The 14,608-nt window shown below is 61.5% G+C and carries 13 protein-coding genes; 1 reads left to right on the top strand and 12 read right to left on the bottom strand.

Going from position 1 to position 14,608, the window contains the following annotated elements:
- Positions 1-284: 284 nt before the first annotated feature.
- From M2447_RS00005 to M2447_RS00060, 12 genes are all read right to left on the bottom strand, one after another.
- Positions 285-785, bottom strand: a complete 501-nt coding sequence (locus tag M2447_RS00005) for a type II toxin-antitoxin system VapC family toxin (RefSeq protein WP_277509731.1) — start codon at positions 783-785, stop codon at positions 285-287.
- The gene (locus M2447_RS00010; protein ID WP_277509730.1) at positions 754-930 is read right to left on the bottom strand and encodes a hypothetical protein; all 177 of its coding nucleotides are present in this window, start codon (positions 928-930) and stop codon (positions 754-756) included. Before M2447_RS00010 ends, M2447_RS00005 begins: the two co-directional genes overlap by 32 nt.
- A 337-nt stretch (positions 931-1,267) precedes the next feature.
- On the bottom strand, positions 1,268-3,481 hold the full coding sequence (pnp, locus tag M2447_RS00015) for a polyribonucleotide nucleotidyltransferase (protein ID WP_277556771.1): 2,214 nt from the start codon (positions 3,479-3,481) through the stop codon (positions 1,268-1,270).
- A gap of 446 nt (positions 3,482-3,927) precedes the next feature.
- On the bottom strand, positions 3,928-4,191 hold the full coding sequence (gene rpsO / locus M2447_RS00020) for a 30S ribosomal protein S15 (RefSeq protein WP_108823724.1): 264 nt from the start codon (positions 4,189-4,191) through the stop codon (positions 3,928-3,930).
- A gap of 383 nt (positions 4,192-4,574) precedes the next feature.
- Positions 4,575-5,957: a class I adenylate-forming enzyme family protein gene (locus M2447_RS00025; protein WP_277556773.1), complete on the bottom strand. Its 1,383-nt coding sequence runs from the start codon at positions 5,955-5,957 to the stop codon at positions 4,575-4,577.
- A gap of 53 nt (positions 5,958-6,010) precedes the next feature.
- Entirely contained in the window at positions 6,011-7,480 is a 1,470-nt protein-coding gene (gatB, locus tag M2447_RS00030; RefSeq protein WP_277509726.1) for an Asp-tRNA(Asn)/Glu-tRNA(Gln) amidotransferase subunit GatB, read from the bottom strand.
- A gap of 52 nt (positions 7,481-7,532) precedes the next feature.
- Positions 7,533-7,916 (bottom strand): GxxExxY protein, encoded by a 384-nt coding sequence (locus tag M2447_RS00035; RefSeq protein WP_277509725.1) that lies wholly within the window; start codon positions 7,914-7,916, stop codon positions 7,533-7,535.
- 67 nt (positions 7,917-7,983) lie between these two features.
- A complete protein-coding gene (gatA, locus tag M2447_RS00040) occupies positions 7,984-9,438 on the bottom strand; it encodes an Asp-tRNA(Asn)/Glu-tRNA(Gln) amidotransferase subunit GatA (RefSeq protein ID WP_277509724.1) in 1,455 nt (484 codons plus the stop codon).
- Positions 9,439-9,575: 137 nt separating this feature from the next.
- A complete protein-coding gene (gatC, locus tag M2447_RS00045) occupies positions 9,576-9,869 on the bottom strand; it encodes an Asp-tRNA(Asn)/Glu-tRNA(Gln) amidotransferase subunit GatC (RefSeq protein ID WP_108823729.1) in 294 nt (97 codons plus the stop codon).
- Between the two features lie 28 nt (positions 9,870-9,897).
- On the bottom strand, positions 9,898-10,695 hold the full coding sequence (locus M2447_RS00050) for a hypothetical protein (protein ID WP_277509723.1): 798 nt from the start codon (positions 10,693-10,695) through the stop codon (positions 9,898-9,900).
- 51 nt (positions 10,696-10,746) lie between these two features.
- Positions 10,747-13,014, bottom strand: coding sequence for a tetratricopeptide repeat protein (locus M2447_RS00055; protein ID WP_277509722.1), 2,268 nt, complete (start codon positions 13,012-13,014; stop codon positions 10,747-10,749).
- 53 nt (positions 13,015-13,067) lie between these two features.
- Entirely contained in the window at positions 13,068-13,466 is a 399-nt protein-coding gene (locus tag M2447_RS00060) for a DUF2721 domain-containing protein (protein ID WP_277509720.1), read from the bottom strand.
- A 120-nt stretch (positions 13,467-13,586) separates the two neighbouring features.
- Here M2447_RS00060 and M2447_RS00065 point away from each other — a divergent pair, with 120 nt between their 5' ends.
- The gene (locus M2447_RS00065) at positions 13,587-14,540 is read left to right on the top strand and encodes a site-specific tyrosine recombinase (protein WP_277509719.1); all 954 of its coding nucleotides are present in this window, start codon (positions 13,587-13,589) and stop codon (positions 14,538-14,540) included.
- Positions 14,541-14,608 lie beyond the last annotated feature (68 nt).

Below are 14,608 nucleotides of genomic sequence, written 5' to 3' on the forward strand. Positions count from 1 at the left end.
CTGCTTCAGGTGGCTCCGGAGCCATCCGATGCCTCGGTTGCCAAGCACTCGCAATGATTGGAGCTTCATGGTGTTGACTTTTGCTTTGCTTCCGGACCGTTGCCCCGGGTCAACATGTCTATGGGTCTTTCTGGTAATTGAACAGATGAAAACTCCGTTCGCAGGCAGCTGTGCCACTGAAAAGAGGCGACGCGGAGCGCCGTCCATGGGCGGGTCGCCCATGCCACTCTATCCACATGGGCAGGATGTCTATGCTACCCAAGCCCTCGGACTGGAAACCCGTGTTACGAAAACTTCTTCAACATGTCCGAAGGGGACACAATTTCCAGGCAGCCGACATCATGCGCGTCAAGCAGAGCGTGCAGTTTTGCCTTGGGGATTTCGAGCATGTGGTGGTCGGAGGAAATGATCATTTCGCACAGCGCAAGCGCGGCTTCAGCGACAATAAACGAGTCGTTTCGCTCCTCCTCCGGAAGCAGTCCTTGAGCGCGCATTTTATCGGCGATCCGTTCGGTGATTGCATGGCCCGCAGGTATATAATTCACCGGTTGAAATCCCCATGCCCGCATTTGATGGAGCGCTCGCGTGGCAAGCATCCGAACCTCGGCATCGCCTTTTATTGAGAGATACCGGAGTTCCAGAATCACCGTCGGCAGCACGATAAACGCGCAACCGGGCATGTGTTCGCGCATCAAATCCACCGCATCAGTTGCCGCATCCTTGGGAACAGCAATATCCAGAAGGATATTCGTATCAACGGCGACGACTTTGGGCTTTGGGGGCATGAGAGGGCTTGGAATAAATCATCGCGAGGCCCTCGTTCAGGAGATCCAGTCTTTCAGCGTCCGTCAGCGTATTCATCTGCGCCCGATATTTTTGCACGACGAGCGTGCCCTTACTGGGTTTCGATGCGCGTGATGTCGCTTTCATGACGGAAGGTTCGCTCGTATTCATTAGGCCTGCAATGGGGTTTTGCCTGTGGTTTGGATTTTTAATAAGTTATTAAATGCTTTCCCCGGCAAGGAAAAACAAGCGAACGCGAAAGGTAAGCAGGAAGTTTTGATTTACAAAGATTGGCGGCGTGGCATGGGCGGAACGCCCATGCCACCCACGTTCACAAGATAATCGGCCACAGCAACTTGGACTGCCATGCTTGCTCATTTTTCGCTTTTCAAACAGGCCGACTTGGCAGTCCGCGCTACAAAAAAACGGCGTCCGTTTTATGGGACGCCGTTGAGTGTGAATGATTGTTTTGTTTTTTTCTCGCTTAGCTGGCCGGGGTTTCCGGGGCGGCGGGAGGAGGCGTGTCGGCGGCGGGCGCGGCTTCGCCATTGGCGGCTTGCTGCTGGGTTTCCATTTCCTTCATCGCGGCTTTGCGCGAGAGGCGGACTTTGCCGGAGCGTTCGTCGATGCCGATGCACTTGACCCACATTTCGTCACCGACTTTGCAGACGTCCTCGGTGCGGCGCACGCGGAAATCAGCGAGTTCGCTGATGTGCACGAGGCCTTCCTTGCCGGGGATGCATTCGACGAAGGCGCCGAATTCCTTCGTGCCTTTCACGACGCCGCGGTAGAGCTTGCCGACTTCGATTTGCGCGCCACCGCCGCAGAGGATGTCGATTTCCTGGATGGCGCGGGTCATCGAGTCGGCGTTGTTCGAGTAGATGAAGACCTTGCCGGAGTCGTCCTCGGCGATGTCGATTTGAGCGCCGGTGGTCTCGACGATGCGGCGGATGGTCTTGCCGCCCGGGCCAATGAGGAGGCCGATGTTGTCCGGATCGATCTGGATGGTCTGGATGCGCGGCGCGTAGGTGCTGAGCTGGGCGCGGGGCGCGGGGATCGAGGCGAGCATGACTTTCAGGATTTCAATGCGCGCGTCGCGGGCCTGATAGATGGCTTTCTTGGCGATCTCGAAGGGGAGACCGTTGATCTTGAGGTCGAGCTGGAAGCCGGTGATGCCGGTGGTGGTGCCGGCGAGCTTGAAGTCCATGTCGCCGAAGTGATCTTCCTCGCCGAGGATGTCGGTGACGGTGACCCATTTGGAGATCGAGCCGTCGTCGGCGTTTTCGGTCATGAGGCCGCAGGAGATGCCGGCGACGGGCGCGATGATGGGCACGCCGGCGTCCATGAGCGAGAGGCAGCCGCCGCAGATGGAGGCCATCGAGGTGGAGCCGTTGGAGGCCATGATGTCGGAGACGACGCGGATCGAATACGGGAAGACGTCCTCGGGCGGGAGCACGGGAACGAGGGAGCGCTCGGCGAGCGCGCCGTGGCCGACTTCGCGGCGGCCGGGGCTGCCGAAGCGGCCGGTTTCACCGACGGAATACGGCGGGAAGTTGTAGTGGAGGATGAACGATTTCGACTTGGCGCCGCCGGTGAGGGCGTCGAGGTCCTGGGCTTCCTTGGTGGGGCCGAGGGTGGTCGTGACGATGGTCTGGGTATCGCCGCGCTTGAACATGGCGGAGCCGTGCACGCGGGGGAGGATGCCGGCCTCGGCGGCGATGGGACGCAGCGAGGTCGAGTCGCGTCCGTCGGCGCGGGTGCCGCGTTCGAGAACGGCCTTGCGGTAGGCGCTGTATTGGAGGTCTTCGAAGACGATGCCGATGTCGTGATCCGCGAAATTGCCTTCGCCGAGCTCGGCGGTGAGGGCGGCTTTGCACTCCTCCTTGAGGGCGGCGACGTTGGCGGAGCGGACTTGTTTTTCCTTGCCGAAGATGGCGTCAACGATCTTGGGGGCGGCGATGCGCTCGACGATGGCGCGCGCCTCGGGCTTGGCGGCGACGAGCGGGTATTCGCGCTTGGGTTTGCCGGCGATGGAGACGAGTTGCTTGATTCCGGCGATGATGGGCTGGATGGCCTTGTGCGCGAATTCGAGCGCCTCGATGAAGCGGTCCTCGGGGAGCTGCGCGGCGGAGCCCTCGATCATGAGCATGTCTTTTTCGGTGCCGACGTAGATGAGGTCGAGGTCGGACGAATACATTTGCTCGATGGTGGGGTTGGCGACGAACTGGCCGTCGATCTGGCCGACGCGCACGGCGCCGATGGGGCCGGACCAGGGAATGTCGGAGATGGCGAGCGCGGCGCTGGCGCCGTTGACCATGGAGATGTCGGCGTCGTTGATTTGGTCGGCAGAGAGGAGCAGGCCGATGACCTGCACTTCATTGAGGAAGCCGGCGGGAAAGAGCGGGCGGCAGGGGCGGTCGCAAAGGCGCGAGGTGAGGATTTCCTTTTCGGAGGGGCGGCCTTCGCGCTTGAAATACCCCCCGGGGAAACGTCCGGCGGCGGAATATTTTTCGCGGTAATCGACTGTGAGCGGGAAGAAGTCCTGGCCGGGCTTGATGTTTTCGGCGGCGGTGGCGGCGACGAAGAGCGTGGTTTCGCCGACTTGGACGGTGACCGCGCCGTTGGCGAGGTGCGCGAGCGAGCCGGTGCCAAAGGTGATGCCGAGCTCGGGGACTGTGACTGTGTGTTTTTGATTCATGTTCGTATTTTGGATTTTGTATTCTCGATTTTGGATTGATGAACCACGGAAGATAATTCGAGAGGGTATTGATGGTTTCCGGGTTTATTTTTTAACCGCGAATGGACGCTAAAGGACGCGAATAAATACAAATGAAACACGGGTCGAAAATCGGCCTGTTATTCGCGTCTATTCGCGTTCGTTCGCGGTTCTAAATCTCTGACTGGTTTTTATTATGGGCAAAAACTCGCGGACAATGGTGTTCGCGTTGCTTTTGCCGGGAGGTGTCTTTTTTGCATCCTCGTTCAGTGTTCGAGAGATTTCCGTTTGGCGCCCGCGCCGTTTTTTGTGGCGGAAGAGACAAGCGGAAATGTCCCGGAATCTGTGGCGAGTGTCGTTGGCTGCGCGGGGCAGTTAAGACAACGGGCGACCCGCGGATCGGGTCGCCCGTGTGCTGAAAAGAGTGGTTAGCGACGGAGGCTGAGCCTTTGCAGCATCTCGTTATACTTGGGCAGATCGTTGCGCTTCAAGTAATCGAGGAGTTTGCGGCGGCGGCTGGCCATCTGGAGAAGGCCGCGGCGGCTGTGGAAGTCCTTGCGATGCGTGCGCAGATGCTCGGTCAAGTGATTGATGCGAGCGGTGAGCAACGCGATCTGGACTTCGGAAGATCCGGTGTCCTTCTCGTGTGTTTTGAACTGACTGATGATTTCTGGTTTTACTACTGTTGACATGTGGTTTTGTGGTTTTGAACTGCACGACCGTAGGGGCGCCTTGTTGAAGGGCGTCCGCGCAACCCGCTCCTGCCTGCGAAGTTGTGAGACAACGCGGGCGTTTGCCGGTGGCACCGTTCCAATCCGGCGGGATGCCGGACCGGTCATGGTGGGAATCCGCAACCGACGGACTTCCACTAACGCAAGCCGCGATATATCTAGGAGCGCGCAAGGCGGCGCAAGAAGAATTTACGCAAATCCTCACGGAGTCGACCTCGCGAATGCCCCCACCCTTTCCAAAAAAATTCGAGCGAACCCAAAGCACACTCATCGTCACCACCCAAACCTTTGCCCGGAAAAACGCAGGGAACCCCACACACACGCATTGTGCGCGCATCGAATGCTCACTTTGCGATCAGCTTTATCAGCGCGGCGCGGTCGGTTTTGCCGCGCTGGGTGAGCGGGAATGCCGGCAGCACAACAATGCGGTCGGGGATTTTCCACGCGGCGAGGCGCGGGGTGAGCTGGCGGCGGATGTCGGCGGCGGTCGGCAAGGGCGCGTCGGTGGCGACGGCGGCGGCGATGGCGTCGGGGCGCGTCGGATGCGCGGCGACAAAGGCTTCGCGCACACCGGTCAGGGCGCGGAGCATCGTTTCCACTTCGCCGGGGTCGAGACGACGGCCCGCGATTTTCAGCGTGCGTCCGGCGCGGCCAAGCAGGGTGAGTTCACCGGCAGGGTTGAATTCACCGCGATCGGGCGGCGAATAGCGTCCGCGTCCGTGGACGGAGGGGCTTTCGACGGTGAAGCGTTTGCCGCGGCGGAAGGTGATGCGCACGCCGTCGATGAGTTGCCCGATGGCGCGGCCAGTTTCCGCGGCGTCGCCGTTGCGGTCGTAGGCGATGCCGCCGGTTTCGCTGGTGCCGTAGAAATTGTGGACGTGTTTGCCGTATTTGTTTGCGAAGGCGAGCGCGTCGGCGGGCTGGAGCGGCGCGCCGGCGGAAATGACGAGACGCAGGCTGGCGAGCGCGACGGGCGAAACGTCGGTGTTTGAGAGCGCGCGCAGGAGCGTGGGCACGGCGGGAAAAACGGTCGGTTTCCAGCGGGCGCAATCGGCGGCGATGGATTGTGGAAACGGGCTGGCGGCGCTGAGGAGGGGCGTGCCTTGTTCGAGGAGCGGAATGACGAGGTGCCCGAGTCCGTAGGAGTGCCCGAAGGGGATGATGCCGAGGTTGAGGTCGCCGGGGCCGATGCGCATGGTGGCGCAAATCTGGCGTCCGTCGGCGAGCATTTGCGCGTGGGTGAAAACGAGCGCCTTGGGAACACCGGTGCTGCCGCTGGTGAGTTTGATGAGCAATTCGTCGCGGCGTCGAACGGGCGGGCGAGGCGCGAGCAGGGTGAGTTCACCGTCGCGCAAGATCGCGGCGGCGCGGCTGGCGTCGGCAATGGCGGCAAGGCGGTCGGGTGTTTCCTTGGAATCGGCGAGCGCGGGGACGGCGCCGATTTCGAGCAGACCGAGAAAAATATAAAACCAACGCGCGCTGTTCGGCTCGGCCATGACCACGCGACGGCGCGTGATGTGCGCGCGGGCGTCGGCAGGAAGTGAATCGAGCCAGGCGCGCGCGGCGGCGGCGAGTTCGGCGCGAGTCCAGACGCGCGCGGTGTCGCCGTCGATGACAGCGGTGGCGGTTGGCGATTGCGCGACAAGTGCGCGCCAGGTGGCGAGGAGGGATGTTAGGTAGGGCGAAGCCTCCGGCTGAGCCGATTGCTTTTTCGCGTTCGGTGACAATTCCGGCTCAGCCGGAGGCTTCGCCCTACCTTTGGTATCGCCGACCGGAGCCATTATTCTGCCAGCAACCGCCGCAAGGTTTCGTCAACGAGCTTTGGATTCGCCTTGCCTTTGCTGGCTTTCATCACGGGGCCTTTTAGGCCGTTGATGGCGCTTTCCTTGCCGGCTCGGAATTCTTCGGCGGCCTTCGCGTTGGCGGCGATCGCGTCGCGGCACCATTGTTCGAGTTCGTTGGCGTCGGTGGGGACGGCTTTTAGGTTTTTGCGGTCGGCGATTGGCTCGGGGGCGTCGCCGGTGGCGAACATTTCGGCGAAGACTTCCTTGGCGGTGTTGGTCGTGAGCGTGCCGGCAGCGATGAGTTTGACGAGGGCGACGAGGTGCGCGGGCGGGATTTTTGCGACAGCTTCCTCAAAGGTGGCCTTGGTCGCGCCGAGTTCGCGGAGGAGGTCATTGGTAATCCAGTTGCCGAGGGGTTGCGCGAGCGCGGGGGCGTCGGGGCCGGCGAGTTTCACGGCGGCGTCGTAGTAGTCGGCGAGGGGTTTGTCCCAGATGAGGACGGAGGTGATTGTGTAGGGGAGGTTGTGGTCGGCCATGAGGCGGCGCTGGCGGTCGAAGGGGCGCTCGGGGAGCGTGGCGGCAAGGGAGTTTTTCCACTCGGCGCTGACGTGCACGGGCATGAGGTCGGGGTCGGGGAAATAGCGGTAGTCGTGCGCGTCCTCCTTGGTGCGGAGCGATTGCGAGACGCCGGTCAGGCCGTCGTAGTCGCGGGTTTCCTGGACGACGGAGCCGCCTTTTTCGACGAGGGCGGTCTGGCGCTTGATTTCGTGCTCGATGGCGTCGCGGACGTAGGAGATGGAGTTGAGGTTTTTCATCTCGACCTTGGTGCCGAGCGCGGTGGAGCCGACGGGGCGGATGGAGACGTTGGCGTCGCAACGCATCTGGCCTTTTTCCATGTCGCAATCGGAGACGCCGCCTTGCTGCATCGTGGCGCGGAGGATGGTGAGGAACGCGGCGGCTTCGTCGCCGCTGGCGAGCGCGGGTTCGGTGACGAGTTCCATGAGCGGCGTGCCGGCGCGGTTGTAATCGACGAGCGACTCGGTGGCGAAGTGGTTGAGCTTGCCGACGTCCTCCTCGAGGTGGATGCGGTTGAGCGGAATCGTTTTGTGCTCGCCCATGATGTTGCGCGCGGAGCCGGGGAGCTCGATTTCGACGGAGCCGCCGAGGCAGATGGGGGCGAATTGCTGGGTGAGCTGGTAGTTTTTGGGCGAGTCGGGGTAGAAGTAGTTTTTGCGGTCCCAACGGCATTCGTCGGCGATGCGGCAGTTGACGAGGAGGCCGGCGCGGATGATCTGGTCGATGGCGGCTTTGTTGAGCACGGGCAGCGCGCCGGGGAGCGCGAGGACGACCGGGTCGGTGAGCGTGTTGGGTTCGTGCCCGTAACCGGAGGCGGCGCGGGTGAACATTTTTGTGCGGGTCTTGAGCTGAATGTGAACTTCAAGACCGATGACGGCTTCGTATTTCATTTTTTTGGAAAAATTCTTTTTTTAACCACGGAGGACACGGAGATGCACGGAGTCAGAGGACTCTGCGAAATATGCCATCCTTGAGCAGGGGAACGTTGAAATTGATGAGGAAACCGATGCGGTGTCCGGAGAGTTTTAGGTAGGTGATGAGTTGCGCCTCGTGAACGGCGTGAAGCTCTTCCACGGCTTTCAGCTCGAGGACGACTTCGTTTTCCACTAGCAAATCCAAACGATAACCGACTTCGATGAGAAAACCCTTATAGTTCACGGGCATTTCTTTTTGGCGCTCATATTTCAGGCCCCTCAGTCCGAGCTCGAATGCGAGAGCGGCCTCATAGGTTGACTCAAGCAGTCCCGGCCCGAGCACCTTGTGCACCTCAATGGCCGCTCCGATAATTTTTTCAGTGAGTTCTTCCTGAAGTAATGTGATTTTCATGTGGAAATAAAGTCGGCCCTCATCTCTGCATTCTCCGTGTCTCTCCGTGTTCTCCGTGGTTAATAAATCAGAGATTGGGTTGACGCTTTGCCCAGTCGTGCGCGCTGTCGTAGGCGTGGGCGATTGACAGCAACTCGGCTTCCTTGAAGGGCTGGCCGATGAGTTGCACGCCGATGGGGAGGCCGGTTTGCGTGAAGCCGCAGGGCATGCTCAGGCCGGGGAGGCCGGCCATGTTCACGCCGATGGTGTAGATGTCGCCGAGGTAGGCCTCGAGGGGCGTCTTGTGCGAGCCTTTGAGGAAGGCGGGCGTGGGCGAGGTGGGCGCGATGATGGCGTCAACTTGCTTGTAGGCGTCGATGAAATCCTGGCGGATAAGCGTGCGGACTTTTTGCGCGCGCAAATAATACGCGTCGTAATATCCGCTGCTGAGAACGTAGGTGCCGAGGATGATGCGGCGCTTGACTTCCTCGCCAAAGCCTTCGGCGCGGGTTTTCGAGTAGATGTCAACGGCGTCGGTCGCGGCGGTCGAGCGGTGGCCGTAGCGAATGCCGTCGAAGCGGGCCATGTTGGAGGAGCACTCGGCGGTCGCGACGATGTAGTAAACGGCGATACCGTATTCGGTGTGCGGGAGCGAGACTTCGCGGATTTCGCAGCCTTGGTTTTTGTAGAAATTGATCGCGGCTTGGACGGCGGCGGCGACTTCGGGATCGAGTCCGTCGCCAAAATATTCCTTCGGGACGCCGAGCCGCCACGGGCCTTTTTTCTGGTGGAGCGCGGCGCGGTAGTCGGGGATTTCGGCGAGGATGGAGGTGGAGTCGAGCGGGTCGTGCCCGGCGATGGCGGAGAGCATGATGGCGGCGTCCTCGACGGTGCGGGCGATGGGGCCGACTTGGTCGAGCGAGGAGGCGTAGGCGGAGACGCCGTAGCGCGAGACGAGGCCGTAGGTGGGCTTGAGGCCGACGAGGTTGCAGAACGACGCGGGCTGGCGGATCGAGCCGCCGGTGTCGGTGCCGAGCGCGGCGGTGACTTCGCCCGCGGCGATGGCGGCGGCGCTTCCGCCGGAGGAGCCGCCCGCGACGCGCGCGAGGTCGTAGGGATTGTTGGTGGGTCCCATCGCGGAATTTTCGGTGGAGGAGCCCATCGCAAATTCGTCGAGATTGAGGCGTCCCCAGAAAACGGCGCCGGCTTCGCGGAGCTTGCGCGTCACGGTGGCGTCGTAGGGCGAGATGTAATTGGCGAGCATCTTCGACGATGCGGTGAGCGGCTGATCCTTTACGGAGATGATGTCCTTGAGGCCGACGGGAATGCCGTCGAGCGGGCCGAGCGTTTTACCGGCGGCGCGGCGTTCGTCGGACGCGCGGGCTTGAGCGAGCGCGGCGGCTTCGTCGAAGGAGTTGAACGCGCCGACGCGGGAATCAACGGCCTTGGTGCGGTCGATGCAGGCTTGGAGGAGTTCGACGGCGGAGATCGCGCGGGAGTCGAGTTGCGAGGAGACTTGGGTGAGCGGGAGGTTGATTGGCATCTGGGAGATTGGAATTTTCGATTTTCGATTCTCGATTTTCGATTGGGGAGCTTCCGCTCCGTTTTCGATTTCGGTGCCGCGCGGTAGCGCGCAATCGAAAATCGAGAATCCAAAATCGAAAATGCGAACGTCTTTGGTTATTCGACTACTTTCGGCACACTGATCATGTTGTCGCGCTGGGCGGGGGCGTTGCGGAGGGCTTCGTCGGCGGTGAAGCCGGGCGTGACGTTGTCCTCGGCCCAGACGTTGGAAATGGGGAAGCCGTGCGCGGTCGGCTCAATGCCGGTGATGTCAACGCGCTTGAGCTGATCGACGTATTTGAGGACGTCGCCGAGCTGCGCGGCGAACTTCTCCTTTTCGTCGGGCGCGAGGTCGATGCGCGCGAGCGAGGCGAGTTTTTCGATGTCGAGATTTGGTGATGTGGCGGCCATGTGAAAAAGGAAATGAATGAGCGGGAATCTACTCGCAAGCAACGTCTGCGATTGTGACGGCGCCGTCGTTGCCGGAATACATGCGGCGGTTATTTGAGTTGAATTCGTATTTCACGTCGAGCGCGAGTTGCTCGATCGAGATGAGTTTGTAGTGGACGAGCTGGTAGGTGTCGCCGGCGCGCACGGTCTCGAAGGCGATGAGGAGGTGGACGGCGTCGCACGCGATTTTCGGGTCGTCGGAGGGCGAGAGATAAAAGGTGCGCATGGTGGTGCCGGCCGTGGCGGCGCTGTAGGTTTTGCACTCCATGTAGAAACGCTCGTCGTTGAACGTGAAGGTGATGTCGGGGTAGCCGACACCGCGCGCCCTGCCGCTTTTCGCGCCGGTGGGAACGGCGGAGGGCAGCCCCTCGGCGTCGAGCGCGTCGCGGACGTATTTCTCGACGGTGTTGCCGACTTCGTTGACGCGTTTGCTGTTGATGCCGCCCTCGGATTTTATTTTCGCAACAACCGCGGCGGCGGCGCGATTCAGGCGCTTGAGGACCTCGGCGTGGTTTGGATTTTCGAAATCGAAGGGGAGAACTTTGTGGCCCGTGAGCGACTCGACGACGACGCTGAGCGGAACCGAGCGAATCGGCGCGCGCATGTGCGCGATGGCGGCCTTGGTTTGCCCGGTGTCGGCGACGGGCGGCGCGGTCGTGCCCGTGGGTGTTTGCGCGGGGGCAGTGACGCAGAAGAAAAAAGCAAACCATGCGCAAGCCAACGCGAACGGTCGCAGGCGCGAGCCCGGGCGCCGGCGGGGTTTTATAAAGTTGGGAGGGGTATTCATGTCGGAGTTGGGTTGGGTGTTTTGCGGTCGGCGCGGGCTGGTATGTTCGCGCTACTGCGCCATTGCGCGCTTGAGCAGGAGGTGCGGAAACGAGGGGGCGTAGTTCCTAACCTTGGCTTCATTCCAAAAGGCGTCGCGGTGGGAGGGATGACGGAAACCGAGAAGACAAAAAATTATGCGATCCTCGCAAGATCGCCCCGTGCCTTTCATAACCGCAACAATACTAGGAGGCGCCTCGCGGGACGATTCGAGAATATCGGCAAGCACGCGACCCCGCCGATCCGCCCTGCGCAATGAGTCAATGCCCTTTGCGTAATAGGCGTCAGCACTGGCAGCATCGTTTCCATGATGCGCGACAATGGCTGCGAGAAACCAGACGTGCGCCAGGGGATCGTCCAGCGAATCCTGTATTTTGGCCACCGCAACATGGTCGCCCCGGCTGAGCGCGTAATTCAACGCCTGCCCGCCGCCTTGCTGATTCGGACGAATCAGCGCCAAGTAGCGGTTTTCATCGCCCATGCCATAAGCGTATGAAGATTCCAAAAGGGCGCGAAATTCGGCGCGAATATCCCTGGTCATCTTGGAGCCAAACGCATCATCAAAAGCGATGAGCATACGCGTGGCTTCCGTGCTTGGACGTTTGCACACGCCGAGCATGAGCATGGCGTCAACCGCATGATTCATGCGCTTGGGCGAGGCCAGCGCCCATTTGTTCGCGAGCGCGAGCGCGTCGTCAGGACGGTTGAGCGCCACAAGAAGATTGAGCCGTTCCACGTTGCGGTCGTTTTGTTCATCTTTGGCCGCGGATTTTTCGAAACAGTCAAGCGCCCTGGCGTGGTCACCATTGCGAAGGGCCAGGAAACCGAGCCCGTTCCACGCAAACGCGCATGGTTCCTCGGGGGCGGTGAGCGCCTTTTCGTAAAGCTCACGCGCCTCGTCGTCATCGGAAATAACACGCGCCAGCAAGTAACTGTATGCACCGTTTTGCGGATTTGCCGTGAGGCGCGCGCGGTAGCCGGCGACCAAATCAACATCGGGAAACCCGATTTCCATGCACGACTGGTAGTGACGATGCCATTGCACGTTGACCGGACGCGCGTCGATGTGTCTTTCAAAAAGCCGCCGCATCTCATCCGGCTTCATTTGGGTGGCGATGTTAAAGAGCACGTCAACCGCGCTGACGCCGTAGACGAGACTGGCGTTCGCGGCGTAATCCGCCAAGGCCTCCGGTGTGCAGAATTTATGAATAAGATCGCCCGCACCCATCAGCGACATACCTCGAACAACATCGAGATGCGTGCGCGTGGAGTTCGAACCTTTTTTCAAGCGAAGCGCGGACGGCGCATCCGTGAAATAATAATCGGGCTTCCGAATGTCGTAAACGCCCTCGTTGACGAACAACTCGATGGGATTGGGCGCGTCGTCGCCGTCCTTGCCGGACGCGGTGCGCGCGGTGTAGGTGATTCTTTCCCGATAGACGATGGCGAGCCGGTCGGGATTTATAATGACGGCGCGATGAAGCCCGCCGGGCCACGTCCAGATGGAAGCCGGCCCCACGTGGATCGTGGCGGTGAACGCCTGGCTCACGCCGGGAAGCTCGGCGCGCACCTCGTAGCGGCCGCCCGGAAGCTCGATGTGTTTGACCGGAGCGCCCTCCCCCGCCGCCGCGGGACACTCGTGCGAAGCGTCGTTAAACGCGACCTTGTAGGAAACGCCCAGCCCGTTGACGAGCGTGACCGTGCGCGTCGTGTTCATCGTCCAGAAACCGAGGCAAACATAGACGGCCAAAACAAACACGCACAGCACGGCGGCGAGCCTGAACGCAACAAACACCGGCGACGGGCGCGAAGTGTGTTGCGCATCGTCGCGAAAACTGGCGGGAGTTGACGAATCCGGGCCGAACTGCGTCGGCATCGGCGCGGCGGGTTGCGGACGGTTGAAAGACGAAGGCGCCGGTTGCTGTTGTTCGGAAGGTGAAAGATTTGCCGCACGCCCGGCGCGCAACGACTCATCGTAGTATTTGCGCCAATCGTCGGTCAGGTCGGTGCCGCCGCTGATTGTCCGCCAGAGCGCGGCGGGCGTGTAGATGATTCCCCACGGAAAACCCCACCAGCCGAAGAGGAGCGAAACAAGCACCCACGGAAGCGCGCAGCCGAACCCGCCGGCCCCCGGATGGATCAGATACGCGCGCGTGCTGCGGCGAAGAGTGACCACGAGAAATGACACGCAGTAGGAATAAACAACGAGACGCGCGCCGCGCTCGATCTCGCCGCGCAGTTCCGCCTCGGTGTAGTCGGCCGGGTTGTTGCTGGATTTCATGATTGGTTAAATGGATTATGGTTCTTGTCCGGAAAAACGTCCGCGAGCGCGCATTAGATTTCCGGCACCTTTGCGCGCTTGAATTCCACCTCGATCGCGTCGATCGAAAGCGTGATCTCGTGCACGCACGTCGCGAGCGACGACACGAAGCAGACCAGCGCGAGCGCGAGTGTGATTTCGCCGGAATACCACGGCACGGAAAAATACATGAGCCCCATCGACAACGCCGCGAGCAACAGCGCAGCGAGGCCGAGCATCTGCATACGCTTGATCAGATGCAGCCGGTGCCGGATGTTGATCAACTGCACCTCCCAATGCGGCTGCGGCGCGACCGAGTGCTCCTTCAGGATTCCGCGCGCCAGCGTCGTCAGCGCGAGAAACCGGTTTGTGTAGGCAAGGCACAACAGCGAGATCGCGGGAAAAATCAGCGCGGGAATGGAGGCGTTGGTCATGCGCGCAAGCGTGCAATCCCGCGGCCCCGCTGAAAAGGCAAAAGCACGGCGAATGCGCCCGCCGCATCGCGGCTTGCCCGTTTTTGCCGCGATGTCATTTATTGCGCGCAACACACGCCGATGCCGCCTCCGAAAAAATACCGCAAACTTGAGCCAAGCCGCGCCCCCGCCGGGCTCGCGGAACGCATCGACGCATTCATCGCCTACCTCGGCCTCGAACGAGGCCTCTCGTTCAACACCCAGTCCGCCTACCAAAACGATCTCGACGCCTGCGCCGCGTTCCTCGCCGAAAAACGCGGCCTCAAGTCGTGGCTCGACGCGAGCGCCGAGGACGCCACCGCGTGGCTGCACGCGCTGCGCGACGACGGCATGAGCGCTGCGAGCAGCGCGCGCAAGCTCACCTCGCTGCGCGTCTTCGCCCGCCAGCTCGTGCGCGACCAACTGCGCCCCGACGACTTCACCGAGCTCATTTCCATGCCCAAGCTCCCGCGCCGCATCCCAGGCACATTGAGCGAGACGGAAATGAAAAAAATACTCTCGGCCCCGACCGGCGGCTCCGCGCTGGCCGTGCGCGACCGCGCCATCCTCGAGCTGTTTTACTCGAGCGGACTGCGCGTCTCCGAACTCTCCACGCTCACAATCCCGCAAATCAACCTCGACGACGGATTCCTGCGCGTGTTCGGCAAAGGCTCCAAGGAGCGCGTCGTGCCGATCGGCGGCAAGGCAATCGAGGCGCTGCGCGTCTATCTCGACGCCGCCCGCCCGGGCTTCGTGCGCACGGGAAAAACCGGCGCCGAGGTTTTCCTGAGCAAACGCGGCACGGCGATTTCCCGCAAAACGCTCTGGGTTCTCGTCACGCAATACGCGCGGCGCGCCGGACTCGAAAAAAAAGTGAAGCCCCACCTGCTGCGCCACTCGTTCGCCACGCACCTGCTCGGCGGCGGCGCGGACCTGCGGGCGATCCAGGAAATGCTCGGCCACGCGAGCCTCGCCACCACGCAAATCTACACGGCCGTCGAGTCCAGGCGCCTGATCGACCAGCACGCGCAATTCCATCCGCGAAACAAGGGGTGACCGCCGCCATCGCCAGGCCGCCCGTAATCCCCGTGTTCACGCATTGACGCGCGGCTCCGCTTGCAACT

The sequence above is a fragment of the Ereboglobus sp. PH5-10 genome (genome assembly GCF_029504735.1).
Lineage (GTDB): Bacteria > Verrucomicrobiota > Verrucomicrobiia > Opitutales > Opitutaceae > Ereboglobus.